Origin of the sequence: Pseudomonas sp. BC42 (genome assembly GCF_021560055.1) — a bacterium.
Lineage (GTDB): Bacteria > Pseudomonadota > Gammaproteobacteria > Pseudomonadales > Pseudomonadaceae > Aquipseudomonas.
On sequence record NZ_CP091067.1, the window covers coordinates 2,329,852 to 2,354,827 of the forward strand.

The following is a 24,976-nucleotide window of genomic DNA, read 5'->3' on the forward strand; positions in this document are numbered from 1 at the left end:
ACCATCAGCCGGCAGGCGGACAAGGAGTAGCAGTATGCATTTACTTTTGCGGGGCCTGCAGGCCACCCGTTACTTGACACTGGCCGGGCTGCTGTCCGGTGTGCCTGCGGTACAGGCCGCCAGCTCGGTGCTGATCTGGCCGATCGATCCGGTGCTGGAGGCGGATCAGCAGGCCAGCGCCCTATGGCTGGAAAACCGCGGCACCGAGACTGCCAACCTGCAGATCCGGGTCTTTGCCTGGAGTCAGAGCGGCTTTGCCGATCAGTACCAGAATCAGCGCGAGGTCATCGGCAGCCCGCCGCTGGCGAAGATCGAGCCCGGGCAGAAGCAACTGGTGCGCCTGACCCGCACCCGCGACGTACCGCCGGGGCAGGAGCTGGCGTACCGGATCATCATCGACGAGATTCCCTCGGCCCAACCCATCACCCCCCAGGACGGTGCCAAGAGCGCTGCGGCGATTCGTTTCCAGATGCGCTACTCGGTGCCGCTGTTCGCCTATGGCGCAGGACTCTGGAGCAAGGAAGACACCACCCGCCAGCGCGATCCCAAGGGCGCCGGCGTACCCGACCTGAGCTGGCGCAAGGTGGCGGTGGACGGCAAGACGTTCCTCGAACTGCGCAATCAGGGCGCGGTGCATGCGCGCCTGACCGATGTCGGGTTCAGGCAGGGGACACAGACCCGGCCGCTGGCGCCGGGCCTGCTGGGCTATGTCTTGCCCGGCGCGGTGATGCGCTGGCCGCTGACGGAGCCCTTGGCGGCCGACGCGACCCTGCAGCTGCGGATCAACGGTGCGTCGCAGGTACAGGCTCTGGCGCCTGCTCGCTGATCCACAGCCGCGGCGTGGCGCTCAGCAAGAGGGCAATTGGGCAGAGCTACGCACGGCTGTGAGCGCGATGGCGCATTCGCCTTGGGATGGAGATGTCCATAGATGGACTTGAATCCGCCATGAGCCGGGATCCGGCTCGTCGTTTCTGGCGCTTGCAAGGGCTGCTGGCCGGTCTGTGGGGCGTGATGCTGAGTGGTCCGCTCCAGGCCGGCGAGTTACCGCCGCCGCCCAGCAGCCTGGAGTCGATGGCCGATGCGCAGTTGTTTCTGGAGTTGGTGATCAATCGGATGAACACGGGCAAGGTGGTGGCGGTGGAGCAGCGCGCCGGACGACTGTTCATGCCGCTGCAGACGCTGCAGGAGGCCGGGATCAAGCTGCCGCAGGGGCTGGGCAGCGAGGTGGATCTGGAGAGCCTGCCGCAGCTGCACAGCGATTACGACAGCCAGGGCCAGCGCTTGCTGCTGGATGTGCCGCCGGACTGGCTGCCGGAGCAGTTCATCGGCAGTCGCCAGGCCTATCCGCGCACCCCGGCGCTGAGCAGTTTCGGCGCGCTGCTCAACTATGACCTGTACCTCAATGACACCGACGACGGCGGCACGTACCTGGCGGCCTGGAACGAAGTGCGGCTGTTCGACACCTGGGGCACCTTGTCCAATACCGGGCAGTACCGGCGGACCCTGTCCGGGGTTGAGAGCGCTTCGCTGAACAATGGCTATCGGCGCTACGACACCACTTGGCGTTTTTCCGATGAGGAGCGCCTGCTGACCTACGAGGCGGGTGATGTGGTGAGCAGCGCCTTGCCCTGGAGCAGTTCGGTGCGCCTGGGCGGGGTCCAGCTGTCGCGGGACTTTGCCGTGCGTCCGGACCTGGTGACCTATCCCTTGCCGCAGTTTGCCGGGGAAGCGGCGGTGCCGTCCTCGCTGGACCTGTTCATCAACGGCTACAAGGCCAGCAGCAGCGAGTTGCAACCCGGTCCCTATACCCTGACCAACATTCCCTTCATCAACGGCGCGGGAGAGGCGGTGGTGGTGACCACCGATGCCCTGGGACGGCAGGTGTCGACCACGGTGCCGTTCTACGTCACCAGCACCTTGCTGCACCAGGGCCTGACGGATTTCTCGCTGGCCGCAGGCAACCTGCGTCGCGACTACAGCTTGCGTGATTTCGGCTATGGCCCGGGCGTCGCTTCCGGCAGCCTGCGCCATGGCCTGAGCGACAGCCTGACCCTGGAGGCCCATGCCGAAGCCGCGGACTCCCTGACGCTGGGCGGATTGGGCGGCAACCTGCGCCTGGGGCAGTTCGGCGTGCTCAATACCGCGCTCAGCCAGAGCCGCTTCGACGGCAGTGGCGGGCAGCAGTTCAGCTTCGGCTACCAGTACAACAACCAGCGTTTCAGCCTGGCCTACCAGCGCATGCAGCGTCGCGACCGTTACGCCGACCTGAGTCTGCTCGACAGCCCCTACACCCGCCTCAGCCAGCGCAGCGAGCAACTGACCCTGAGCCTCAATCTGGAGCGTTACGGCAGCCTGGGGGCCGGTTATTTCGATGTGCTGGCCGCCGATTCGAGCCGCACCCGCTTGCTCAATCTGACCTGGAGCAAACCGCTGTGGCACAACAGCAGTTTCTACCTGTCGGCCAACCGGGAAATCGGCGACAGCCAGTGGGCCATGCAGGCACAACTGGTGATTCCCTTCGATCTGCACGGCAGCCTGAGCCTGAGCAACGAGCGCAGCAAGACCGGGGAAAACCGCCAGCGGGTCAATTTCAGTCGCTCGGTGCCGCTTGACGGCGGTGTTGGTTACAACCTGGGGTATGCCACCGGCGACGGCGCCGACTATCGGCAGGCGGATGCCACCTGGCGCCTGCAGTCGGTGCGCCTGCAAGCCGGGGTCTATGGCACCCGCGAAGCCGAGACTCGCTGGGCCGATGCCAGTGGTTCGCTGGTGTGGATGGACCGTCAGGTGTTCGCCGCCAACCAGATCGACGACGCCTTCGTGGTGGTCAGTACCGGCGGCTACCCGGACATACCGGTGCGCTATGAAAACCAGTTGGTGGGCCGGACCGACGCCAGCGGCCACCTGCTGGTGCCCTGGAGCAGCGCCTATTACCGGGGCAAGTACGAGATCGATCCGCTGAACCTGCCGGCCAACGTGCAGAGTCCGAATGTCGAGCAGCGGGTGGCGGTACGCCGGGGCAGCGGCTATCTGCTGGAATTTCCCCTGGCCCGGGTGATCGCCGCCAGCGTGGTGCTGGTGGATGCCCAGCAACGGGAGTTGCCTCTGGGGAGCAGCGTGACGCACCAGCCGAGCGGGGCCCGGGCGGTGGTCGGCTGGGATGGGCTGGTGTATCTGGAGAACCTTGCGCAACACAACAGCCTGGAAGTCGGCCTGGCCGATGGCCAGCGCTGTCATGCGCAGTTCGACATGGATCTGCAACAGCAGCAGGTGCCGCTGATCGGCCCGCTGGTCTGTCAGTAACGGCAGGATCAAGGCGCAAGGGAGGGCGAGGCGTGGGCAGATTCAAGGGCTGGCGACAGGCAATGGCGGGACTCTTGGCCAGCATGCTGGCGCTGTCGGCCCAGGCGCTGTGCACCACGGTCAGTACCGCGCCGGCGGGGTTCGGCACGCTCAGCTCGATCCTGGTGCGCACCACTTCGCAGCCGGCCTCCACCACCAATGCCGGCCTGAGCTGCACCGGCTCGCTGCTGAGCCTGCTGGCCAGCAGCGACCATTTCTACGCCACCATCACGTCCACCACCAGCGGCCTGGTCGGCCCCACCGGCGATGTCATCGGCTACACCCTGTACGCCAACAACAGCACCAGCTACCCGATCACTCGGGGGGTGCAGTTCGACTTTGCCCGCAACTCGATCATCGATCTGCTGGGTCTGCTGGGCAGCCCGACCGTGGCCAAGACCGTGCCGATCTACATGGGGACCATCACCGGCAGCAACGTGGCGGCCGGGATCTACACCGAGAACCTGAGCATCTTCTGGAGCTGGAACTACTGCGCCGGGATCGGCGCCCTGGGGGCCTGCCTGGGCCGCGACATCGGCAGCGGCACCCAGGCCCTGACGGTCAACATGACGGTGTCCAACGATTGCGTGATCACCGCGCCCAACATCAGCTTCGGCAGTGCGCCGGTGGTCAGCGCCTTTGCCACGGTGACCGGGCAGACCATCAACCTGGCCTGCACCAAGGGCAGTGCCTATACCGTGGGTTTGAGCGATGGCCAGCAGCCGGTGAGCGCGGGTGGTCGGCGGCGGATGATTTCCAGTGGCAACTACCTGGCCTATGACATCTTCAAGAGTGCCGGCAACACTCGCTGGGGCAGTGTCGGCAGTGCCCGGCGCTCCAGTACCGATGCCGAGGTCAACCCGGGCAACGGCCTGGGCACCGGCAGCCAGATCTTCAACTACAACGCCCGGATCTATACCGACCAGAGCACCCCGCCAGCCGGCACCTATGTCGACAACGTGGTGCTGGATGTGGGGTTCTAGAAACCGTCGCGCCACTGATTTCGCCGTCCGTCCGAGGCGCTGTTGCTCGGTCTTGCCCGGGCCGGCCGCGCCATGCTGACGAGTTGGTGCAAAGCAGCCGCGGGGCTGAAGGGGAAAGCACGTTCGGGCGAACCCGCTATGGGCGCGCCGAGCGGGCATCGGGCGCCGTGGCCGGGTGTTGTCCGGGGTTCAGGCTCCACAACCAGTAGAGCAGTGCCACGCCGTTGATGGCCGCGCCCAGCAGGCACACTCCGGTCCAGCCGGCCCAGGCATAGGTGGCGGTGGCGGCGATGGAGCCGCCGGCGCTGCCGGCCGAGTAGAACAGCATGTAACCGGCCGCCAGGCGGCTCTGGGCGTGGGGCCGCACGCTGTAGATCAGGCTCTGGCTGGTGACGTGTACCGCCTGCAGGCCCAGGTCGAAGGTGATCACCCCCAGGAGCAGGGCCCACAGGGAGGATTGGGTCAAGGCCAGGGGCAACCAGGACAGCAGCATCAGCGTCAGGGCCAGGCCGCTGGTCCATTGCGCCAACCCGCGATCCGCCAGGTGCCCGGCCCGTGCTGCGCCCAGGGCGCCTGCGGCGCCGGCCAGGCCAAACAGGCCGATCTGGGTGTGTGACAGCGACAGCGGTGGGGCGCTCAGGGGCAGCACCAGTGGGGTCCATAGCACCGTACCGGCAGCGAAGATCAGCATGGCCAGGACCGCCCGGTCGCGCAGGACCTTTTCCTCCTTGAACAACAGCAACAGGGAGCCGAGCAGTTGCCCGTAGCGTTGCACCGTGGGTGGCTGTTCCGCGGTCGGCAGCACTTTCCACAAGGCCAGGGCCACCAGCAGGGTCAGTCCGGCCGAGAGCAGGTACACCGAGCGCCAGCCCGCCAGATCGGCCATGGTCCCGGCCACGGTGCGGGCCAGGAGAATGCCCACCACGATGCCGCTGGTGACCATGCCCACCACCCGTCCGCGCTGAGCGACCGGCGTCAGGTGGGCGGCATAGGCCACCAGCACCTGGGTCACGACCGCCAGCAGGCCGGTGCAGGTCATGCCCAGCAACAGCCAGGCACTGTTGGGGGCCAAGGCCACCGTCGACAGGGCCAGGACCGACAGCAGGGTCTGGCTGACGATCAAGCGCCGGCGATTGAGCAGGTCGCCCAGGGGCACCAGCAACAGCAGGCCCAGGCCGTAACCCACCTGAGTCAGGGTGATGACGATGCCCACCGTGGCCGGCGCCAGGTCGAAGGCCTGGGCCATGGCGTCCAGCAGCGGTTGGGCGTAGTACACGTTGCCCACCGCCAGCCCGCAGGCCACGGCGAACAACAGCACCACCTTGGCTGAAAGTGGCGAAGGGGTTGAGGATTCAGATGACATGGCGGACTCCGTATGTGGTTTTGTTATGAAACCAGTTGTACGGTAGTGATCGTGGTTTTATATTGCAACCACTTTTCCGCTGCCCGTTTGGAGAACTCCCAGCATGGTCAAACGCACTAGCCTGCAAGATGCCGAGTGCCCGGTGGCTCGTTCATTGGACGCCATTGGTGACTGGTGGTCGTTACTGATCGTGCGTGATGCCTTTGACGGCATCCGCCGTTTTGGCGAGTTCCAGCGCAATCTGGGCATGGCCAAGAACATTCTCGCCACGCGCCTGCGGACCTTGGTGGAACATGGGGTGCTGGCGGTTGTGCCGGCCTCCGATGGCAGTGCCTATCAGGAGTACGTGCTGACGGAGAAGGGCAGGGGGCTGTTTCCTCTGATCATCGGTTTGCGCCAATGGGGCGAGGCGTTTTTCTACAAGGAAGGCGAGGCGCATTCGCGAATGGTCGACCGGGAAACCGGGCAACCGCTGCCGGCACTGGAACTGCGTACGGCGGATGGGCGCTTGCTGGGGCCCGACGATTGCCTGCGGGTGCCGGCGTCGTGAGCGCATGACGACTGCGGGAGCGCTTCCCGCAGTCGTCGGGATGGCCTAGCGCAGGCTGTCTACCAGATCGGCGAGGGTACTCAGTACATCCTTGCCCAGTTGCATGGAGCGCTTGCCCGACCAGCCGGTTACCGGGTTGGGGGCATCGTCGTGATCCTTGAAGGGCATCTCCAGGGTCAATGACAGGCAGTCGTATTTTTCCCCGACGGCGTTGCAGGCCAGGGTCATGTTGGCCGCTCCGGGATTGTCCCGGGCGTAACCGTGGGTGGTCTGGAAATCCCGGGTCTGGTGCTTCAGGTGGCTGCGGAACTGCTCTTCGAGTGCCGCCAGTCGTGGTGTGTAGCCCGGGTTGCCTTCGCAGCCGGCGGTGAACACGTAGGGAATCTCTTCATCGCCGTGCACATCGAGGAACAGGTCGACGCCGTACTTTTCCATCTGCTGCTGGACGAACAGCACTTCGGGGCTGAGCTCCTGACTGGCGTCCTGCCAGGCGCGATTCAGGTCCTGGCCCTTGGCGTTGGTCCGGAGGTGGCCATGGAACGCGCCATCCGGGTTCATGTTCGGCACCAGGTACAGGTCGGCCTTGGCCAGCAGTGCATTGAGTTGCGGGTCGTCCCGATGCTGCAGGCGCTCGATCACGCCTTCCATGAACCACTCGGCCATATGCTCGCCGGGGTGCTGCTGGGCGATGATCCACAGCTTGCGCCGGCCTTGCTCGCCGCTGCCCTTGCGCAGCAGCTGGATATCCCGGCCCTCGACGCTTTTGCCCACCGCCAGCAATTGGGCCCCGGCCTTGCTCAAGGCCTGGTCGATCAGCCAGTCGTGGCGCCCGCGGCTGTAGGGTTCGAAATAGGCGAACCAGGCGTGGGTCTGGGTGGCTTCCAGATTGAAGCGCAGCGCGTCGCCTTCGAAGATCGTCGGTACGCGAAACCAGTTCACATGGTCATAGGAGGCGACAGCCTGGTAGCCGGTCCAGGCCTTGTTGTAGGAGGACTGGCTGGCATTGGTCAGGCGGAACCAGTGTTCCTGGCCGACATGCAGGCCGCTGACCTTGAAGTGAAACCACTGGAAATGCGGGCTCTGGGTATCCGGGCGGATGGCCAGCAGGGCCTGCAGTGGATTGCTGATGTCCAGCACCTTGATGTTGCCACTGTCGAAATCGGCAGTGATTTGAAACGAAGCGTGATTGCCCACGGTCATGTTCGGCTCCTGTACAGGATTGTTATGACCGTCACTCTACACACTGGAGAGGGTAATAGAAGGGGGGGCGTCGTCCTTGACGCCGAAGCAGCTTAGTGGCTATGCGATTGATTCTCAAGCGCTACTTTTTTCTTGACCCGGAGCATGGCGCCAGGTGCTGACTTGCAAAAGGACATTCTTTTGCTATCATCGCCGCCATTATTTTTAGCAGCACCCACGTCTTCATTAGCCTGAAGCCAAGCCAGAAAAACTGGCAAAAAAAAGACCCGGCAAAAAGCCGGGTCAAAAACCGTGATTAGCCTGATGAGGAGATAATCCAAAGGTCCGACCTAAGGTCCTTTGGGTTATCGACCGATCTCGCGATCAGTTGCCTGCAATAATAATCATTATCATTTACAAGTCAAATGATTTTCCTCGTGTCTCGTTAAATAATCCTCCCCTTTTGCCTTGCCCTCTTGTCCACCCTCTTGTGGGGAAGGGCGCATGCCTCCTAGCTTGACCCACAACGCTGGCACTCCAGGCACTTGTCCACCAGGGCCTTGGCCAGGTCGATCATGTGCACCACCGAAAACGCCAGGTCACGGTTGGCGCCTTGCAGATGGTTGGCGGCGTCATACGCGGTGGCCGCTGCGCAGCGCAATAGATCGGATGCGTGGATCATGGCTTCCTCACTGCTCAGGCTGCGCCTGATCTCGAAAAACTTTTCCTCCTTGCTTGGTCCGCTAATGGCGGGTTTCAAGTAGTAGTCCATCGCTCGTCGTGCCGCATCGCTATCCTTGAGCGCGTTCAATGTGGCCTCTGTATCGAATTCCTGCACATCCTTGCTGCTTGTGTTCATGAAGTGTTCTGCCCTGATTGAGATTAGGAGAGAGGGGTAGGAACGATTTTAATACGTATTGTAATTGTGACGAGATTTCAAATACTACAACTTGTGTGTTGAGGCGGGAAATACACAACGTATTGTTCGGCCCATGGACAAATGGATCGAGTTGGTTAAAGCCAACATGAAAGGCCGCAAGGTCACACAGGAAAAACTCGCCGAGCGTCTGGGCATGTCTCAAGGTGGTATCGGTCATTGGCTGAGCAAGCGTCGCCAGCCGAAAATCGAAGACATGAATCGGGTGCTCGAAGAGATCGGCATGGGCTTTCTTGAAGTTGCCCTGGTGGTCCGCGAGAAACCCATGCTCGGCGATGATGGCGAACCCTTGGTGGACGAGCCTTCCTTGCAGCACAAGTACAACCCGTATTTCCGTTATCCGGTCAGTGACTGGCGGGTGGTCGGAGAAGTCCGGGAAAGTGGCCAGTCGGCCTATGTCCCCGAGCGTTATGAGCTTTCCGATTATCAGGCGCAGGGGGCAGCCTTCTGGCTGGTGGTGGTCGGTGACGCGATGATCGCGCCAAGCGGCCTGAGCATCAGCCAGGGCATGCTGATCCTGGTGGATCCGGCCGTTGCTGCCGAGCCTGGGAAGTTGCTGGTCGTGCAGTGTCCGGGGAATGACGAGGCGATCTTCCGCAAGTTGGTACAAGAGGGCGGTCAGCGTTATCTGGTACCACTCAATCCCACTTATCCGAAGATGCTCTACAGCGATGAGTGCCGGGTTATTGGTGTAGTCGTACAAGCAACTGCGAAGTTTTAACTTCGTTAAAGAGCCCCTTCCTACAAGTAGGAAGGGGCTTTCTTATTGATTTGAGTTACTCCAACTCCACCAAGGCACTGCCTTCGCTGACCATTTCACCTTCCTGACAGTACAGGGCCTTGATGATCCCGGCCTGGGGCGCGCGGATGCTGTGCTCCATCTTCATGGCTTCCAGTACCACCAGTTGCGCACCGGCCTCGACGCTTTGTCCGACAGCGACCAGCACCCGCACGATGCTGCCGTTCATCGGTGCTGTGAGCCCGCCATGCTGACTGTGACTGGCATCGGCCGCGGCGATCGGATCGTAGGCGGTGATGGCGTGCATGTCGCCGTGCCAGTGCAGGTACAGGGTGTCGCCACGGCGAATGGCGCGATGTTCACGACGCAGTCCCTGTTGCTCGACCCACAGGCGCTCGTTTTGCAACTGATAGGCGGGGGAATGAGCCCCAAGGCTGATGGCCCGGTCCTGGCCGGCGCAGCTCAGGTGCAGGCTGGTCTGGGCCGGCAGGCCACTGCGCCAGCCGTCGAGCGTCGACCAGGGCGATTGGGGATCGTCAGCGCGCGTGCGCTGCGGCTGACTTTGCGCAAAGGCCTGGGCCGCCGCCTGCCAGAAGTCCGTGGTCAATTCGCCTGGCGCTGGCAGGAGTTGCTCCTGATAGCGTGGGATAAATCCGGTATCCAGTTGAGCTTGGGCAAATGCCGGATGGGCAATGATGCGCCGCAGGAACGCCAGGTTGGTTTTCAGGCCGCCGATGGCGAACTCGTCGAGCATGCTCAACAGACGCAGGCGGGCCTGCTCGCGGTTCTCGCCCCAGGCGATCAGTTTGCCCAGCATCGGATCGTAGAAGGGCGACACGCTGTCGCCTTCCTCGACTCCACTGTCCACCCGGCGCCCCGGTCCCGCGGCGGACTCCCGATACAGGTCGAGGCGGCCGGTGGCCGGCAGAAAATCGTTGCCCGGATCTTCGGCGTAAAGGCGTACTTCAATGGCGTGCCCCAGCAGCGGCACCTGTTCCTGGCTGAGGGGCAGGGCTTCGCCCCGGGCCACGCGGATTTGCCAGGCCACCAGGTCCAGCCCGGTAATGGCCTCGGTGACCGGATGCTCCACCTGCAGGCGGGTATTCATCTCCATGAAGAAGAATTCGCCGCGGGCGTCCAGGAGAAACTCCACGGTGCCGGCGCCGACATAGCCGATGGCCTGAGCGGCGCGCACGGCCGCCTCGCCCATGGCCTTGCGCAGCTCAGGGCCAAGGCCCGGAGCGGGGGCTTCCTCGACCACTTTCTGGTGGCGACGCTGGATCGAACAGTCGCGCTCGTTGAGGTACAGGCAGTTGCCGTGTTGGTCGGCAAATACCTGGATCTCCACGTGTCGTGGCTTGAGCAGGTACTTTTCCACCAGCATCCGCGAGTCGCCGAAGGACGACTGGGCTTCGCGCTGCGCCGAGGCCAGGGCTTCAGCCAGCTGGCTGACGTCCTCGACCACCTTCATGCCCTTGCCGCCGCCGCCTGCGGTGGCCTTGAGCAGCACCGGGTAGCCGATGCGCTCGGCGGCGCTGCGGAAGGTTTCCAGGTCCTGGGCTTCGCCGTGATAACCCGGCACCAACGGCACCCCGGCGGTTTCCATCAGTGCCTTGGCCGCCGATTTGCTGCCCATGGCGTCGATGGCCGAGGCGGGCGGCCCCAGAAAGATCAGGCCCGCCGCTTCAATGGCTCGGGCAAAACCGGCGTTCTCCGAAAGAAAGCCGTAGCCGGGGTGAATGGCCTGGGCACCGCTGGCTTTGGCGGCGGCGATGAGCTTATCGATCTGCAGGTAGCTGTCGGCGGCCTTGCTGCCGCCCAGATCGACACGGATATCCGCCTCGCGGCTGTGCCGGGCGTCACGGTCGGTGGCGCTGTGCACGGCCACGGTGGTCAGGCCCAGGGCCTTGGCGGTGCGCATCACGCGGCAGGCGATCTCGCCGCGGTTGGCCACCAGCAGGGTGTCTAGAACAGGGGCGCTCATGAGCGGGGCTCCTTGGTGGTGGTCGCGGGCTGCCAGCTGGGCGGGCGTTTTTCCAGGAACGCCCGCAGGCCTTCCTGGCCTTCGGCGCTGACCCGGATACGCGCAATGGCGTTCTCACAGTAGCGACGCAGGGCCGTGGTCAGGGCGCCGTTGCCGACTTCCCGCAACAGATCCTTGCTGGCGCGCATGGCCTGGGGACTGTTGAGCAGCAGATTGTCGATCCAATACTCGACCTGCTGCTCCAGCTCGGCAGCCGGGTAGCTTTCCGCCAGCAAGCCGATGTCCCGCGCGCGCTGGCCGCCGAAACGCTCGGCGGTGAGGGCATAGCGCCGGGCGGCGCGTTCACCGATGGCCTGGACCACGAATGGGCTGATGACCGCCGGTGCCAGGCCGATGCGCACTTCCGACAGGCAGAACTGGGCATCGTCGGTGCCGATCGCCATGTCGCAGCAACTGATCAGGCCCAGGGCTCCGCCGAAGGCTGCGCCTTGCACCACCGCCAGGGTGGGGATTTTCAGCTTGGCCAGGTTGTACATCAGCTCCGCCAGTTCCCGGGCGTCGTCGAGGTTGGTCTGGTAGTCGAGTTCGGCCGACTGCTGCATCCAGGCCAGGTCGGCGCCGGCGCTGAAGTGCCGGCCGCGTCCGCGCAGCAACAGGAAACGCAGGCTCGGGTCGGCCTGGACCTGGTCCAGGGCGAGGATCAGCTCGCGGATCATCTCGGCGTTGAAGGCGTTGTTCTTGGTTTCGCGGCTGAGCCACAGGGTGGCGAAGCCACGGGGGTCGCGCAGCAGTTCCAGGGTATTGAAGTCGCTCATGTTCTTCTCGCGCAGGATTACATGCGGAACACGCCGAAGCGGCTCTGTTCGATGGGGGCGTTGAGGGCCGCGGACAGGGCCAGGGCCAGTACGTCACGGGTTTGCGCCGGGTCTATGACGCCGTCGTCCCACAGTCGTGCACTGGAGTAGTAGGGGTGCCCCTGGTGCTCGTACTGATCGAGGATCGGCTGCTTGATCTCGGCTTCCTGGGCGGCGTCGAACGGCTGTCCACTGCGTTCGGCCTGCTCGCGCTTGACCTGAACCAGCACCCCGGCCGCCTGTTCGGCGCCCATCACGCCAATTCGCGCATTGGGCCACATCCACAAAAAGCGCGGGTCATAGGCGCGGCCGCACATGCCGTAGTTACCGGCGCCGAAGCTGCCGCCGATGATCACGGTGAGTTTCGGCACCTTGGCGCAGGCCACCGCGGTCACCAGCTTGGCGCCGTGCTTGGCGATACCGCCGGCTTCGTATTTCTGCCCCACCATGAAGCCGGTGATGTTCTGCAGGAACAGCAGGGGAATGCCGCGCTGGCAGGCCAGTTCGATGAAGTGCGCGCCTTTTTGCGCGGCTTCGGCGAACAGGATGCCGTTGTTGGCGAGAATGGCCACCGGATAACCATGCAGATGGGCAAAACCGCAGACCAGGGTGGTGCCGAACAGGGCCTTGAATTCATCGAACAGCGAGCCGTCCACCAGCCGGGCAATGACTTCGCGGACATCGAATGGCTGCTTGGCATCGGCCGGCACCACACCATAGAGCTCATCGCCCGCATACAGCGGAGCGATCGGGGTGCGTTGCTGCAATTGCCCCTGCTTGTGCCAGTTGAGGTTGGCCACGCTGCGCCGTGCCATGGCCAGGGCGTGTTCGTCGCTGTCGGCGTAGTGGTCGGCGACCCCGGAAACCTTGCAGTGCACGTCGGCACCGCCCAGGTCTTCGGCACTCACCACTTCACCGGTGGCGGCTTTCACCAGGGGCGGGCCGGCAAGGAAGATGGTCGCCTGTTCACGAACCATGATGGCTTCGTCTGCCATGGCCGGTACGTAGGCGCCACCGGCGGTGCAGGACCCCATGACCACGGCGATCTGCGGGATGCCCTGGGCGCTCATGTTGGCCTGGTTGAAAAAGATGCGGCCGAAGTGCTCGCGATCCGGGAATACTTCGTCCTGGCGTGGCAGGTTGGCGCCGCCGGAGTCCACCAGGTAGATGCAGGGCAGGCGGTTTTGCTGGGCGATGGTCTGGGCCCGCAGGTGCTTTTTCACCGTCAGTGGGTAGTAGGAACCACCTTTCACCGTGGCGTCGTTGGCCACGATCATGCACTCGACGCCTTCCACCCGGCCGATGCCGGCAATCAGCCCGGCGGCCGGCACGTCTTCGCCATAGACCTCGTAGGCGGCCAGGGGGCTGAGTTCAAGGAAGGGCGAGCCAGGATCGAGCAGGCGGTTGATACGTTCGCGCGGCAGCAGTTTGCCCCGGGAAGTGTGGCGCTCCTGGGCCTTGGCACCACCGCCTTGCTGGACCTGGGCGAGCAGGGTGTGCAGGGCGTCGACCTGGGCCTGCATGCTGGCCGCGTTCTGCGCGAACTCGGGGGATTTCGGGTTGAGCTGAGACTTCAGAATCATCGGAGGGCCTACGGCAGCTTCAAGCGACACGCTTCAAGCTGCAAAAGTAAGTCGGTATTACGGCAGCTTTGGCTTGCCGCTTGTCGCTCGCAACGTGCGGCTGCTCTTACTTGGTTTCGTTGAACAGTTCGCGACCGATCAGCATGCGCCGGATCTCGCTGGTGCCGGCACCGATCTCGTAGAGCTTGGCGTCGCGCAGCAGGCGGCCAGCGGGGAATTCATTGATGTAGCCGTTGCCGCCGAGGATCTGGATCGCATCCAGGGCCATCTGCGTTGCGCGTTCGGCGCTGTAGAGAATCACCCCGGCGGCGTCCTTGCGGGTGGTTTCGCCGCGTTCGCAGGCCTGGGCCACCGCGTACAGGTAGGCGCGGCTGGCGTTGAGCTGGGTGTACATGTCGGCGATCTTGCCCTGGATCAGCTGGAATTCGCCGATGCTCTGGCCGAACTGCTTGCGGTCGTGAATGTAGGGCACCACCAGGTCCATGCAGGCCTGCATGATCCCGGTCGGGCCGCCGGAGAGCACCACGCGCTCGTAGTCCAGGCCGCTCATCAGCACTTTGACGCCACCGTTGAGCACGCCGAGGATGTTTTCCTCCGGTACTTCCACGTCATCGAAGAACAGCTCGCAGGTGTTGGAGCCGCGCATGCCCAGCTTGTCGAACTTGTTGCTGCGGCTGAAGCCTTTCCAGTCGCGCTCGACGATGAAGGCGGTGATGCCGTGGGGACCTTTCTCCAGGTCGGTCTTGGCGTAGATCACATAGGTGTTGGCGTCGGGGCCGTTGGTGATCCAGGTCTTGCTGCCGTTGAGGACGAAGCGGTCGCCGCGCTTGTCGGCCCGCAGCTTCATCGACACCACGTCGGAGCCGGCGTTGGGTTCGCTCATGGCCAGGGCGCCGATGTGTTCGCCGCTGATCAGCTTGGGCAGGTACTTGCTCTTCTGCTCGTGGTTGCCGTTGCGGTTGATCTGGTTCACGCAGAGGTTGGAGTGGGCACCGTAGGACAGCGCCACCGAGGCCGAGCCGCGGCTGATTTCTTCCATGGCCACCACATGCGCCAGGTAGCCCAGGCCGGCGCCGCCGTACTCTTCCGCCACGGTGATGCCCAAGAGGCCCATGTCACCGAACTTGCGCCACATGTCGGCGGGAAACAGGTTGTCGACATCGATCTGGGCGGCCCGCGGTGCCAGCTCGGCCTTGACGAAGGCCTGGACCTGCTGGCGCAGCATGTCGATGGTTTCACCGAGGGCGAAGTTCAGGGTCGGATAACTCATGGCGTGGGCACCTTCACACTTGTTTTTATTGAGAGGAGGACGTGGAGAGCGGCGCTGTCGGGCTCTCACCTTTACGTTAACGTAAACCTGCGACCGAAGGCTGTCAATCGCCCTTTACGTAAACGTCAACTTGCGCCAGAGTAGCAGGGCTTTCGATTGGAGCCAGGCTTTTTTGCACCTTTCGCCTGGCTCCTGAACACCCACTAATAAAGACAATAGGGGTCGTCATGGAACACTCGGGTTTCCAGCCGGATCGCAGCTACACCCGTGGTACGCAAGACAAGCCGTTGCTCGCGCTGACCATCGGCCAGGCTTTCGACAACACTGTCGCCGCCTATCCTCAGGGCGAGGCTCTGGTGGTGCGTCATCAGCAGTTGCGTTACACCTGGCAGCAGTTGCGCGAGGCCGTGGATCTGCATGCCCGGGCGCTGCTGGCCTTGGGGCTGGACACGGGGGATCGCCTGGGAATCTGGGCACCCAACTGCGCTCAATGGTGCATCGCGCAACTGGCCAGCGCCAAGATCGGCGCGATCCTGGTGAACATCAACCCGGCCTATCGCAGTTCCGAGCTGGAATATGTGCTCAAGCAGTCCGGCTGCCAGTGGCTGATCTGTGCCGGGGCGTTCAAGACTTCCGATTACCACGGCATGCTCCAGGGCCTGATCCCCGAACTGGCGGAGCAATCCATCGGCCAATTGCACTGTGAGCGCCTGCCCGAGTTGCGTGGGGTGATCAGCCTGCACGCGCAGCCGCCCTCCGGCTTTCTGCCCTGGTCGCAGTTGACCGACCTGGCCGCCGGGACCACTGCCGAGCAACTGCAGGCGCGCCAGGACAGCCTGGATTTCGACCAGCCGGTGAATATCCAGTACACCTCGGGCACCACGGGCTTTCCCAAGGGCGCGACCCTGAGTCACTACAACATCCTCAACAACGGTTACATGGTGGGGGAGAGCCTGGGCCTGACAGCGGCGGATCGCCTGGTCATCCCGGTGCCGCTGTACCACTGCTTCGGCATGGTCATGGGCAACCTGGGCTGTATCACCCACGGCACCACCATGATCTACCCCAACGACGCCTTCGACCCATTGCTGACCCTGAACGCGGTGGCCGAGGAGCGGGCGACCGGTTTGTACGGGGTGCCTACCATGTTCATCGCCCTGCTCGATCAGCCCCGGCGTGGCGAGTTCGACCTGTCGAGCCTGCGCACCGGGATCATGGCCGGCGCCACTTGCCCGATCGAGGTAATGCGCCGGGTCATCAGCGAGATGCACATGAGCGAAGTGCAGATTGCCTATGGCATGACCGAAACCAGTCCCGTGTCGTTGCAGACCGGTCCTGCCGACGATCTGGAGTTGCGGGTCACCACGGTGGGGCGTACCCAGCCCCATCTGGAGAGCAAGATCATCGACGAGGCCGGCAATGTGGTGCCGCGGGGCACTATCGGCGAGCTCTGTACCCGCGGTTACAGCGTGATGCTCGGCTACTGGAACAATCCCCAGGGCACCAGTGAGTCCATCGATCAGGCCGGCTGGATGCACACCGGCGACCTGGCGACCATGAACGAGCAGGGCTATGTGTGCATCGCCGGGCGCAACAAGGACATGATCATTCGCGGTGGCGAGAACATTTACCCGCGGGAGCTGGAAGAGTTCTTCTTCACCCATCCTGCCGTGGCCGATGTGCAGGTGATCGGTATTCCCTGCGCCAGGTACGGTGAGGAGATTGTCGCCTGGATCAAATTCCACCCCGGGCATTGCGCCAATGAAGTGGAGCTGCAGGCCTGGTGCAAGGAGCGCATCGCCCATTTCAAGACGCCGCGCTACTTCAAGTTCGTCGAGGAGTTTCCGATGACGGTGACCGGCAAGATCCAGAAATTCCGCATGCGGGAAATCAGCATCGAGGAGCTGCGCGAGCAGGTGGCCAAGGTCTGAGCGTTGCTGGGGCGTGCATCTGTACGGGTGCACGCTTCAGGGGCGAGGAAGGACAGGTCAAGTCGAATCGCGCAAAGCACAAAGGGGAGCCGAAGCTCCCCTTTAATTTGTCGTTGCGTGCTCTTTTTTTATTATTGAGGGGCGGTCTGTTGTTGTTTTTGGCAACCGTGGCCCTTTGCTGCTGTTTTGGGCGATCCCCATCCGGGATCAAGAGCAAACGTATTTTTTTGAGCGCTGATCTAATGTGTCGCCAGGGCGATCCAACCAGTTCGGGAGCTACCTCAGGGTAGTTTTATTGTTCTCTGACCGGTTGCGGGTGGCTCTTGCAAGCCCTCCTGCACACTACATCCTCTCCAAAAAAATCTGTTAGCTGCGTCTCTGTCGTGTTGTTTTTGTTATGTCAGAGTCGTTACGTCTTATTTTTATTAGGTTTGCTGCTTTTTATTCTTGTTATGCCATAGAGATAGCAGAAGCCGTGCCAACTTTTTAAAGTCCTTTTAAATCAATGGTTTGATGATTTTGTAGGACAACCTGTACCACAAGAAAATCGACAAACTGTTTCCGTGTTACTCGTTCCAGCCACGGTTCAGAGCGACCGGTAACACCCGGCCGCACACTGACTCAGCCGGCGTTACGCGCCTTGGCCACCCGGGAGCCGCTCGGACGCTCCAGTACCGCGCAGATCTGCCGACCGGCGTCGATCAGGCGGTCCATGTCGATACCGGTGTGAATGCCCAGGCCATTGAGCAGGTAGAGGACGTCTTCGGTGGCGACGTTACCGCTGGCGCCCTTGGCATAGGGGCAGCCGCCGAGACCGGCGATCGAGCTGTCGAACACCGCGATGCCCTCCAGCAGGCTGGCGTAGACGTTGGCCAGGGCCTGGCCATAGGTGTCATGAAAGTGACCGGCGAGCTTGTCCCGTGGCACCTGGGCGCCTACCACGTCGAACATGCGGCGGGTGGCGCCAGCGGTGCCGGTGCCGATGGTGTCACCCAGGGACACCTCGTAGCAGCCCATGGCGTACAGTTCGCGGGCAACCAGCGCGACTTGTTCCGCAGCCACTTCGCCTTCATAGGGACAGCCCAGTACGCAGGACACGTAGCCGCGCACGCTGATCCCGTGCTGTTTGGCGGCATCCATGATCGGCACGAAGCGCTCCAGGCTTTCGCTGATGGAGCAATTGATGTTGCGCTGGGAGAACGACTCCGACGCGGCGGCGAACACCGCGACTTCCTTGACCCCGGCCGCCAGAGCGTCCTCGAAGCCCCGCAGGTTCGGCGCCAGCGCGCCGTAGACCACCCCCGGCTTGCGCTGGATGCGGGCAAAAACCTCGGCCGAGCCGGCCATCTGCGGCACCCACTTGGGCGAGACGAAACTGCCGACTTCTATATAGCCCAGGCCCGCTGCGGTCAGGGCATCGACCAATTGCACCTTGTCGTCAACGCTGATGGGCCGGGCTTCGTTCTGCAGGCCATCGCGGGGACCGACTTCGATCAGGCGTACATGGCTGGGGAGTGACATACAGGTTCACCTTCTATGGAGGAGGGCGGGTGCCGGCACGAGCCGCGCAGGTGTCCCGGGGATTATTGGACGGGGTTGTTCTGGTTCTGGAGGGTCTGTTGCAGTGCCTGGGTGCAGCGCTCTTCGGCGGTGTCCAGTTCCAGCTTCATCTGTTCGATGTCGAGCAACTGCTGTTCAAGCTGCTCACGGCGCTCGCTGATCTTGGCCAGCATGCTGTGCAACTGTTTGAGGTTGCCGCTGCTGGGGTCGTAGAGTTCGATCAGTTCACGGCACTCGGCCAGGGAAAAGCCGATGCGCTTGCCCCGCAGGATCAGCTTCAGGCTGACCTTGTCCCGGGGCGAGTAGATGCGTTCCTGGCCACGGCGCTCGGGGGCCAACAGGCCCTGCTCTTCATAGAAGCGGATGGCCCGGGTGGTGATGTCGAGCTCGCGGGCGAGGTCGGAAATGCTGTAGGTCTGGCTGCTCATGGAGGCGCTCAAGGTGGGACTTGGCGCTAAGCTAAAGGCAGGTTTACGTATACGTCAAGCAATCCGCGTCTATCCCGTTCGCCGGCAAGCCGGCTGCTGCCGTGAGGGCTTGCCGGCGAAGGGGTCAGGCGGTCTGCTGGTCGAGCTTCTTCTCGTAGGCGGTCACCTGCTGGCACAACTCGATCATCTGCTCGCGCATCCAGCGGTTGGCCGGGTCCTGGTCGGTGCTTTCGTGCCAATACAAGTGGGTTTCCACGGGCGGTACGTCATGGACCGGCAGATTGAATGCCTGCAGGTCATGACGCCGGGCAAAGCGCTCCGGCACGGTCATCACCATATCGGTCTGTTGCAGCACTTGGGAGGCCATCAGGTAGTGCTGGGAGCGCAGGGCGATCTTGCGCTGGATGCCCATCTTGCCCAGGGCCAGGTCGACATGGCCCAGGCCGCTGCGACGGCTGGAGATATGGATGTGGGTCAGGGACAGGTAATCGTCCAGGGTGAATTTTTCCTTGCCGGCCAGGGGGTGGCCCTTGCGCATGGCGCACACATAACGGTCTTCCATGAGCTTGACATGGCGCACTTGCGGGTCGGTGTTGAGGGGGGCGTCCACGGCAAAGTCCAGGCGCCCGGCCGCCAGTTCCTTGGTGGTTTCCCGGCGCTTGGACAGAAAACTTTCGATGATCACCGCCGGTGCCAGGCGGCGCAGGCGCTGGAACAGCGGCGGCAGGATCACCGCCTCGGTCAGGTCGGTCATGCTGATGCGATAGGTCTTGACCGCTTGCAGAGGGTTGAAGATCCGACTTTCCTGGACTGAAACCCGCAGCAGCGACAAGGCATTGCGCACCGGACCGATGATGTTCTGTGCCATGGGGGTGGGCACCATGCCCTGGGCGGTCCTGACGAACAGCGGATCGTTGAAGGTCTCGCGCAGACGCGCCAGGGCGTTGGACACCGCCGGCTGGGTGATGCCGACGATCTGCCCGGCGCGGGTCAGGTTGGCTTCGGTGTAGATCGCGTCGAAAACGATGAAGAGGTTGAGGTCGACCTTGCTCAGATTCATGGCGCTGCACTCTTATTGTTAGGGCCTGTGAGGGAGGCTCGGAAGCCTTTCGGATCAGCCGATCATATATCGGTGATGAATGTTAATACACGCCGAGAATAGGCTAGGTAAATTTTCGTAGCTGATCTAGCATCGATTTCAGTCCCCCAACACCCGTTCTTCAAAAAGGTAGAACTGCCCATGGAATTCGCCTATTCCCCCAAGGTTCAGGAGCTGCGTGAGCGCGTCACCGCGTTCATGGATGCCTATGTTTATCCGGCTGAAGCGGTCTTCGAGCGTCAGGTTGCCGAAGGCGATCGCTGGCAGCCGACCGCCATCATGGAAGAGCTCAAACTCAAGGCCAAGGCTGAAGGTCTGTGGAATTTGTTTCTGCCTGAGTCGGAACTGGGTGCCGGTCTGACCAACCTTGAGTACGCGCCACTGGCGGAGATCATGGGCCGTTCGCTGCTGGGCCCCGAGCCGTTCAACTGCTCGGCGCCGGATACCGGCAACATGGAAGTGCTGGTGCGCTATGCCAATGAAGAGCAGAAGCAGCGCTGGCTGGAGCCTCTGCTGCGCGGCGAGATCCGCTCCGCGTTCGCCATGACCGAGCCGGACGTGGCTTCGTCCGACGCCACCAACATGGCCGCCCGCGCGGTGCGCGACGGCGACCAGTGGCTGATCAACGGCAAGAAGTGGTGGACCTCCGGCGCCTGTGATCCGCGGTGCAAGATCCTGATCTTCATGGGCCTGAGCAACCCCGATGCGCCACGCCACCAGCAGCACTCGATGATCCTGGTGCCGGTGGATACCCCCGGGGTGAAGATCGTCCGTCCGCTGCCGGTGTTCGGCTACGACGATGCGCCTCACGGCCACGCCGAGGTGCTGTTCGACAACGTTCGGGTGCCCTACGAGAACGTGCTGCTGGGCGAAGGTCGCGGTTTCGAGATTGCCCAGGGGCGTCTTGGTCCGGGGCGCATTCATCACTGCATGCGCTCGATCGGCATGGCCGAGCGTGCGCTGGAGCTGATGTGCAAGCGTGCGGTGAATCGCACCGCGTTCGGCAAGCCCCTGGCTCGCCTGGGGGGCAACATCGACAAGATCGCCGACTCGCGAATGGAGATCGACATGGCTCGGCTGTTGACCCTGAAGGCCGCGTACATGATGGACACCGTGGGTAACAAGGTGGCCAAGAGCGAGATTGCCCAGATCAAGGTCGTGGCGCCAAACGTAGCGCTGCGGGTGATTGACCGGGCGATCCAGATTCACGGCGGGGCGGGCGTGTCCAATGACTTCCCCCTGGCCTACATGTACGCCATGCAACGCACCTTGCGCCTGGCGGACGGCCCGGATGAAGTGCACCGTGCGGCCATCGGCAAGTACGAAATCGGCAAGTACGTGCCCAGGGAGCTGCTGCGCAGCGGGCATTGATGAGATCGCTGCCGGCCGGTCGGGCAAGCGTCCGGCCGGTCGGCGGTTGTGGGCTCAGTAGACCCAGACTTCCACTCGCCGGTTCTTGATCCGGCCCTCGTCGGCGTTGTTGGCCGCCACCGGCAGCTCGGCGCCAAAACCGCGGATCTCGCGGAACACCACGCCGCTTTTCACCAGTTCCCGACGTACCGCCATGGCTCGCAACCTGGACAGCAGGGCGGCACGTGCCGGGTCGCTCTTGGCATCGCCGAATCCGGCCAGGGTCACTTGGCGGTCCAGTTTGCCGTGCTGGCGCAGGTAGTCCAGGACCCGATTCAGGTCCTGGCGCGCCTTGTTGTCCAGATTGGCGCTGCCCTCCTCGAAGCGAAAGTTCACGCTCAGGCGTTGTGCGTCCCGGCTCAGTTGCTGGTAGGCCTCGGGCATCTGTGGGCTGGGCGTCACCCGCATGGCTTGTACGGTCTGGGCAACAAAACCGTTGGCGGCGACGATGGCCTGGCCCTTGGCGCTCTGGGCAAAATTCACCAAGGCTGTGGCCCAGGGATTCTGGCCGTTGGGGGGCAGGTACAGATACAGACGCCGCGACAGCGGGTAGTCCTCGGTTGCAATCAGGCTGTTGAGGGGCTGCATGGGCTGGGATTCGCCATCGACAATCGCCACCGCCTTGGCCTGGCGCACATAGGGCAGGCCGATGAAACCGATGCCTTGCGGGTCGTGACTGACGGCGTCGGACAGCTGTTCACTGGACTCGAAACGCTTGGCTGCCGGGTTCAACGTCTTGCCACGACGGCTGAGGACCAGCTCTTTGAAGGTGTCGTAGGTGCCGGACTGATCATCCCGGGCATACAGATGGACCGCGCCGCCGGTGCTCCCCAGCTCTTCCCAGGTCTTGATCTCGCCGCTGAACAGGCGGGCCAGTTGCTCGGTGCTCAGCTGGTTCAGCGGGTTGTGCGGATGCAGGATGATGGCCAAGCCATCAATGGCGATGACCTGTTCGGCGCCGGGGCTCTTCAGGTCGCCCAGGCTTTCCAGGTCTACCAGTTCGCTGTCCTTGATGGGGCGGGAAGCCGCAGCCACATCGGCCTGGGCGTTTTTCAGAGCACTGAAGCCGGTGCTCGAGCCGTGGGCGGCCACCTCCACTCTGACTGTCCGGCCCTGGGGGCTTTGTCCCAGAACCCGTTGCTCATTGTCCTTGCCGCTGGGCTCGATACGGATGTCGCGCAGGCCCTGTTGCTCCAGCAAGCCCTTGACCAGCGCCGGACCGAGTCTGGCACCGATGGTGTTGGAGCCCTGGATGCGCAGCACGGCGGCATTGTCGGTCGCCAGGGGCAGGGCGGCGAACACCGACCAGGGCAGGGCGTAGCAGACGAAGCCGATCAGAAACAGGCTGATGGTCCGGCACCAGATATCTCGTTCACTGGCGGTGGAAGCGCGGGGCATGGCGGCACTGGCCTTCTATATAGGAAGAGGGGAAGTGCGGGCGAGATTAAGTCAGGGAGGTGACAAACATGTGACCGATGGCACTTTTCGGCAACAAATGGCGAAAGTCCTACATCGTAAATAGCTGTTTTCTCTAGATTTTTTGAGACTTGTCCTAAAGACCGGCCTCTGATCGATGCGTAGAGTGGGCAACTTTGTCTGGCGGGGATTGGGGCGACTGCCAACGCTTCATCCCCGCGGATGCCTCGGCAGTGTTGTGCTGCTATTTCGTGGTAAGCAAAGGAGTTACAAATGAGTGCCTGGTTCGAGCTGAAGCAGTATGGCAGTGGTGCATGCAGATTCTTGCTGAAGACAAAGGAGGCGCAGACCATGCTTCAAAGCGAACGATTCCCCTGCCGGGACAGTGCCGAGGCGGCTCTCGGCCTGTTCCGCGCACACTGCGCTTCTCCCGAGCGTTACGTCAAGAAAATTTCATCGGGCGGCAAACCTTATTTCAAGCTCAAGGCCGGCAAGGAAGTGATCCTGGTCAGCCATTTGTACGACTCGGAGCCCACTCTCGAGAGCGCCATCAACGCCATCGCGGCAGCCGGCACCACTGAACGGGTTGAAGTGGTCCACATGTAAGCGGTAGCAAGAAAAGCCCATCTGACGATGGGCTTTTTCATGCCTGTCGATCAGCTCAGTTCGAGCCAGATCGGTGCATGATCCGAAGGTTTTTCCATGCCGCGCAGTTCATAGTCGACGCCGGCATCCTTGATGCGCGGCAACAGGCCCTGGGAGGCCATGATCAAGTCGATGCGCAGGCCACGCTTGGGTTCGTCCTCGAAGCCGCGGCTGCGGTAGTCGAACCAGCTGAAGCGGTCGTTCACCTCGGGGTTGAGGTGACGGAAGCTGTCCACCAGGCCCCAGTTCTTCAGGCGAGCCATCCACTCGCGCTCTTCCGGCAGGAAGCTGCATTTGCCGGTCTTGAGCCAGCGCTTGGCGTTGTCGGCGCCGATGCCGATGTCGCAGTCTTCCGGGGAAATGTTCACGTCGCCCATGACCACCAGGGGCTGCTCGTTGCTGAAGCGGCTTTCCAGCAGGTGTTGCAGATCGCTGTAGAAGCGCTCCTTGGCCGGGAACTTGGTCGGATGGTCACGGCTTTCGCCCTGGGGAAAGTAGCCGTTCATGATGGTCACCGGCGTGCCGTGGGCGTCGGCGAAGGTGCCCCAGATAAAGCGTCGCTGGGCGTCTTGGTCATCGCCTTCGAAACCTTTGTGCAGGGCCAGCGGCGCCTGGCGCGAGAGCAGGGCGACGCCGTAATGGCCTTTCTGGCCGTGGTAGTGCACGTGGTAGCCCAGGGCCTGGACGTCGGCGAGGGGGAACTGCTCGTCGGCGACCTTGGTTTCCTGCAGGCCGATCACGTCCGGCTGGTGTTTGTCGATCAGCGCCGCCAGCTGATGAGGGCGGGCGCGCAGCCCGTTGATATTGAACGAGACGATCTTCATGGTCGGCGGTCCTGGCAAAACAGCGATGCTAGCTGACAACGCCCGGGTCGACCAGCGTGGCAGCGCCGTGGATGCGCTGCTAATGTCCTTGGGCGCGGGGAACGATCAGCGCCGTGCAGGGCTCGTAATAACAAGAGCGCGGCCACTTGAGCCGGGGCCAGGGGAGAGTGACCGTCATGCCTGATACCTCCAACACCATTGCCGATATCCACATGCTCGACAGCGGTTATTCCCGCGAAGCGCGGTCGTTGCTGTACCAGGCCTACCGGCATGAACCGACTTTCGCGTTCATTTTCGAGTCCGAGCGCGCCGGTTACGAACAACGGGTACGGGCCACGGTGCGCGAGCTGGTCAAGCAGCATTTTCTTCAGGATCTGCCGGCCATTGGCCTGCTGGTCAACGACCGGCTGATCGGCATTGCCTTGATCGCTCCGCCTCAACGGCGCCTGGGGATCACCGAAAGCTGGGCCTGGCGCCTGCGCATGGTGCTCAGCACCGGTTTTCGCTGCACCCGGCGTTACCTGGAGTACCACCAGGCGGTGCAGGCCTGTCTGCCCAGTGACGCGGTCCATGTATTGCCGTTGCTCGGGGTGCATCCGCAGTTCCAGGGGCAGCATTTTGGCGAGCAACTGCTCGCGGCGGTGCACAATTGGTGCGCGGTGGACGAGCATTCCCAAGGGGTGGTGCTGGACACCGGCAATCCCCGTTATCTGGAGTTCTACAAGCGTCAGGGGTACGCCGAAGTCGGCGAGGTGGCCGTGGGACCGGTGCGCGAGCATGTGTTCTTCCACCCCAATCCCCAGCTCTTACAAAGTGCAACAGGCTGATATAGAACTTTCCGTGCGTTTGAGCGCTCTATCGCCCTCCCAAGCTCGTGAT

General features: G+C 63.0%; 22 protein-coding genes. 9 read left to right on the forward strand and 13 right to left on the reverse strand.

Features of this window, described 5'->3' with window-relative positions; translation table 11 throughout:
* The first annotated feature begins 34 nt into the window (after positions 1-34).
* The 3 genes from L1O02_RS10860 (at position 35) to L1O02_RS10870 (ending at position 4,325) form a co-directional block, all read left to right on the forward strand.
* The gene (locus L1O02_RS10860; protein ID WP_060840170.1) at positions 35-826 is read left to right on the forward strand and encodes a molecular chaperone; all 792 of its coding nucleotides are present in this window, start codon (positions 35-37) and stop codon (positions 824-826) included.
* Positions 827-945: 119 nt separating this feature from the next.
* Positions 946-3,303 (forward strand): fimbria/pilus outer membrane usher protein, encoded by a 2,358-nt coding sequence (locus L1O02_RS10865; protein ID WP_235759848.1) that lies wholly within the window; start codon positions 946-948, stop codon positions 3,301-3,303.
* A 62-nt stretch (positions 3,304-3,365) separates the two neighbouring features.
* A complete protein-coding gene (locus tag L1O02_RS10870) occupies positions 3,366-4,325 on the forward strand; it encodes a spore coat U domain-containing protein (RefSeq protein WP_235759849.1) in 960 nt (319 codons plus the stop codon).
* 136 nt (positions 4,326-4,461) lie between these two features.
* Here the strand turns inward: L1O02_RS10870 and L1O02_RS10875 are convergent, their stop codons facing one another.
* Positions 4,462-5,688, reverse strand: a complete 1,227-nt coding sequence (locus L1O02_RS10875; protein ID WP_060840167.1) for an MFS transporter — start codon at positions 5,686-5,688, stop codon at positions 4,462-4,464.
* Between the two features lie 103 nt (positions 5,689-5,791).
* Between L1O02_RS10875 and L1O02_RS10880 the strand changes: the two genes are divergently transcribed.
* The gene (locus tag L1O02_RS10880) at positions 5,792-6,238 is read left to right on the forward strand and encodes a helix-turn-helix domain-containing protein (RefSeq protein WP_060840166.1); all 447 of its coding nucleotides are present in this window, start codon (positions 5,792-5,794) and stop codon (positions 6,236-6,238) included.
* Between the two features lie 45 nt (positions 6,239-6,283).
* Here L1O02_RS10880 and L1O02_RS10885 read toward each other — a convergent pair whose 3' ends face one another.
* The 3 genes from L1O02_RS10885 to L1O02_RS10895 all read right to left on the reverse strand — a co-directional run bounded on the left by L1O02_RS10885 (position 6,284) and on the right by L1O02_RS10895 (position 8,276).
* Positions 6,284-7,438, reverse strand: coding sequence for a M14-type cytosolic carboxypeptidase (locus L1O02_RS10885; protein ID WP_060840165.1), 1,155 nt, complete (start codon positions 7,436-7,438; stop codon positions 6,284-6,286).
* Between the two features lie 92 nt (positions 7,439-7,530).
* Positions 7,531-7,758 (reverse strand): hypothetical protein, encoded by a 228-nt coding sequence (locus L1O02_RS10890; RefSeq protein ID WP_158552878.1) that lies wholly within the window; start codon positions 7,756-7,758, stop codon positions 7,531-7,533.
* Positions 7,759-7,928: 170 nt separating this feature from the next.
* On the reverse strand, positions 7,929-8,276 hold the full coding sequence (locus tag L1O02_RS10895) for a DUF3077 domain-containing protein (RefSeq protein ID WP_060840164.1): 348 nt from the start codon (positions 8,274-8,276) through the stop codon (positions 7,929-7,931).
* Positions 8,277-8,409: 133 nt separating this feature from the next.
* Here L1O02_RS10895 and L1O02_RS10900 point away from each other — a divergent pair, with 133 nt between their 5' ends.
* The gene (locus L1O02_RS10900) at positions 8,410-9,075 is read left to right on the forward strand and encodes a LexA family transcriptional regulator (RefSeq protein WP_060840163.1); all 666 of its coding nucleotides are present in this window, start codon (positions 8,410-8,412) and stop codon (positions 9,073-9,075) included.
* A 55-nt stretch (positions 9,076-9,130) separates the two neighbouring features.
* On the opposite strand, the gene L1O02_RS10905 is transcribed toward L1O02_RS10900, so the two are convergent.
* From L1O02_RS10905 to L1O02_RS10920, 4 genes are all read right to left on the reverse strand, one after another.
* Positions 9,131-11,077 carry an acetyl/propionyl/methylcrotonyl-CoA carboxylase subunit alpha gene (locus tag L1O02_RS10905; RefSeq protein WP_108545755.1) on the reverse strand — a complete coding sequence of 649 codons (1,947 nt, stop codon included), beginning with the start codon at positions 11,075-11,077 and terminating at the stop codon, positions 9,131-9,133.
* Positions 11,074-11,892: a gamma-carboxygeranoyl-CoA hydratase gene (locus L1O02_RS10910; protein ID WP_060844117.1), complete on the reverse strand. Its 819-nt coding sequence runs from the start codon at positions 11,890-11,892 to the stop codon at positions 11,074-11,076. The genes L1O02_RS10905 and L1O02_RS10910 overlap by 4 nt, the downstream gene beginning before the upstream one ends.
* Before the next feature lie 17 nt (positions 11,893-11,909).
* Positions 11,910-13,514 (reverse strand): carboxyl transferase domain-containing protein, encoded by a 1,605-nt coding sequence (locus L1O02_RS10915; RefSeq protein WP_235759850.1) that lies wholly within the window; start codon positions 13,512-13,514, stop codon positions 11,910-11,912.
* A 106-nt stretch (positions 13,515-13,620) separates the two neighbouring features.
* Entirely contained in the window at positions 13,621-14,784 is a 1,164-nt protein-coding gene (locus tag L1O02_RS10920) for an isovaleryl-CoA dehydrogenase (RefSeq protein WP_060840159.1), read from the reverse strand.
* A 227-nt stretch (positions 14,785-15,011) separates the two neighbouring features.
* On the opposite strand from L1O02_RS10920, the gene L1O02_RS10925 reads away from it, so the two are divergent.
* Entirely contained in the window at positions 15,012-16,715 is a 1,704-nt protein-coding gene (locus L1O02_RS10925; RefSeq protein ID WP_060844116.1) for an AMP-binding protein, read from the forward strand.
* Positions 16,716-17,336: 621 nt separating this feature from the next.
* On the opposite strand, the gene L1O02_RS10930 is transcribed toward L1O02_RS10925, so the two are convergent.
* From L1O02_RS10930 to L1O02_RS10940, 3 genes are all read right to left on the reverse strand, one after another.
* A complete protein-coding gene (locus tag L1O02_RS10930) occupies positions 17,337-18,236 on the reverse strand; it encodes a hydroxymethylglutaryl-CoA lyase (protein ID WP_060840157.1) in 900 nt (299 codons plus the stop codon).
* Between the two features lie 62 nt (positions 18,237-18,298).
* Positions 18,299-18,703, reverse strand: a complete 405-nt coding sequence (locus tag L1O02_RS10935) for a MerR family DNA-binding transcriptional regulator (RefSeq protein ID WP_060840156.1) — start codon at positions 18,701-18,703, stop codon at positions 18,299-18,301.
* Positions 18,704-18,827: 124 nt separating this feature from the next.
* Positions 18,828-19,763, reverse strand: coding sequence for a LysR family transcriptional regulator (locus L1O02_RS10940; protein ID WP_060840155.1), 936 nt, complete (start codon positions 19,761-19,763; stop codon positions 18,828-18,830).
* Between the two features lie 180 nt (positions 19,764-19,943).
* Between L1O02_RS10940 and L1O02_RS10945 the strand changes: the two genes are divergently transcribed.
* Complete coding sequence (locus L1O02_RS10945) at positions 19,944-21,173, forward strand: acyl-CoA dehydrogenase (RefSeq protein WP_060844115.1); 1,230 nt, start codon at positions 19,944-19,946, stop codon at positions 21,171-21,173.
* 54 nt (positions 21,174-21,227) lie between these two features.
* Here L1O02_RS10945 and L1O02_RS10950 read toward each other — a convergent pair whose 3' ends face one another.
* Positions 21,228-22,610: a substrate-binding domain-containing protein gene (locus L1O02_RS10950; RefSeq protein ID WP_108545752.1), complete on the reverse strand. Its 1,383-nt coding sequence runs from the start codon at positions 22,608-22,610 to the stop codon at positions 21,228-21,230.
* Positions 22,611-22,901: 291 nt separating this feature from the next.
* Here L1O02_RS10950 and L1O02_RS10955 point away from each other — a divergent pair, with 291 nt between their 5' ends.
* Complete coding sequence (locus tag L1O02_RS10955) at positions 22,902-23,234, forward strand: YegP family protein (protein ID WP_016965736.1); 333 nt, start codon at positions 22,902-22,904, stop codon at positions 23,232-23,234.
* Positions 23,235-23,284: 50 nt separating this feature from the next.
* On the opposite strand, the gene xthA is transcribed toward L1O02_RS10955, so the two are convergent.
* Positions 23,285-24,097 carry an exodeoxyribonuclease III gene (xthA, locus tag L1O02_RS10960; protein WP_060840152.1) on the reverse strand — a complete coding sequence of 271 codons (813 nt, stop codon included), beginning with the start codon at positions 24,095-24,097 and terminating at the stop codon, positions 23,285-23,287.
* A 176-nt stretch (positions 24,098-24,273) separates the two neighbouring features.
* Here xthA and L1O02_RS10965 point away from each other — a divergent pair, with 176 nt between their 5' ends.
* Positions 24,274-24,924 carry a GNAT family N-acetyltransferase gene (locus tag L1O02_RS10965; RefSeq protein WP_060840151.1) on the forward strand — a complete coding sequence of 217 codons (651 nt, stop codon included), beginning with the start codon at positions 24,274-24,276 and terminating at the stop codon, positions 24,922-24,924.
* Positions 24,925-24,976 lie beyond the last annotated feature (52 nt).

Bases quoted from the DNA above. Each gene is read 5' to 3' on its own strand.
- L1O02_RS10945 (WP_060844115.1), top strand. From the start codon at position 19,944: ATGGAATTCGCCTATTCCCCCAAGGTTCAGGAGCTGCGTGAGCGCGTC.
- L1O02_RS10880 (WP_060840166.1), top strand. From the start codon at position 5,792: ATGGTCAAACGCACTAGCCTGCAAGATGCCGAGTGCCCGGTGGCTCGT.
- L1O02_RS10955 (WP_016965736.1), top strand. From the start codon at position 22,902: ATGAGTGCCTGGTTCGAGCTGAAGCAGTATGGCAGTGGTGCATGCAGA.
- L1O02_RS10930 (WP_060840157.1), bottom strand. From the start codon at position 18,236: ATGTCACTCCCCAGCCATGTACGCCTGATCGAAGTCGGTCCCCGCGAT.
- L1O02_RS10870 (WP_235759849.1), top strand. From the start codon at position 3,366: ATGGCGGGACTCTTGGCCAGCATGCTGGCGCTGTCGGCCCAGGCGCTG.
- L1O02_RS10950 (WP_108545752.1), bottom strand. From the start codon at position 22,610: ATGCCCCGCGCTTCCACCGCCAGTGAACGAGATATCTGGTGCCGGACC.
- L1O02_RS10860 (WP_060840170.1), top strand. From the start codon at position 35: ATGCATTTACTTTTGCGGGGCCTGCAGGCCACCCGTTACTTGACACTG.
- L1O02_RS10865 (WP_235759848.1), top strand. From the start codon at position 946: ATGAGCCGGGATCCGGCTCGTCGTTTCTGGCGCTTGCAAGGGCTGCTG.
- L1O02_RS10920 (WP_060840159.1), bottom strand. From the start codon at position 14,784: ATGAGTTATCCGACCCTGAACTTCGCCCTCGGTGAAACCATCGACATG.
- xthA (WP_060840152.1), bottom strand. From the start codon at position 24,097: ATGAAGATCGTCTCGTTCAATATCAACGGGCTGCGCGCCCGCCCTCAT.
- L1O02_RS10905 (WP_108545755.1), bottom strand. From the start codon at position 11,077: ATGAGCGCCCCTGTTCTAGACACCCTGCTGGTGGCCAACCGCGGCGAG.
- L1O02_RS10875 (WP_060840167.1), bottom strand. From the start codon at position 5,688: ATGTCATCTGAATCCTCAACCCCTTCGCCACTTTCAGCCAAGGTGGTG.
- L1O02_RS10965 (WP_060840151.1), top strand. From the start codon at position 24,274: ATGCCTGATACCTCCAACACCATTGCCGATATCCACATGCTCGACAGC.
- L1O02_RS10885 (WP_060840165.1), bottom strand. From the start codon at position 7,438: ATGACCGTGGGCAATCACGCTTCGTTTCAAATCACTGCCGATTTCGAC.
- L1O02_RS10935 (WP_060840156.1), bottom strand. From the start codon at position 18,703: ATGAGCAGCCAGACCTACAGCATTTCCGACCTCGCCCGCGAGCTCGAC.
- L1O02_RS10900 (WP_060840163.1), top strand. From the start codon at position 8,410: ATGGACAAATGGATCGAGTTGGTTAAAGCCAACATGAAAGGCCGCAAG.
- L1O02_RS10915 (WP_235759850.1), bottom strand. From the start codon at position 13,514: ATGATTCTGAAGTCTCAGCTCAACCCGAAATCCCCCGAGTTCGCGCAG.
- L1O02_RS10940 (WP_060840155.1), bottom strand. From the start codon at position 19,763: ATGAATCTGAGCAAGGTCGACCTCAACCTCTTCATCGTTTTCGACGCG.
- L1O02_RS10910 (WP_060844117.1), bottom strand. From the start codon at position 11,892: ATGAGCGACTTCAATACCCTGGAACTGCTGCGCGACCCCCGTGGCTTC.
- L1O02_RS10895 (WP_060840164.1), bottom strand. From the start codon at position 8,276: ATGAACACAAGCAGCAAGGATGTGCAGGAATTCGATACAGAGGCCACA.
- L1O02_RS10925 (WP_060844116.1), top strand. From the start codon at position 15,012: ATGGAACACTCGGGTTTCCAGCCGGATCGCAGCTACACCCGTGGTACG.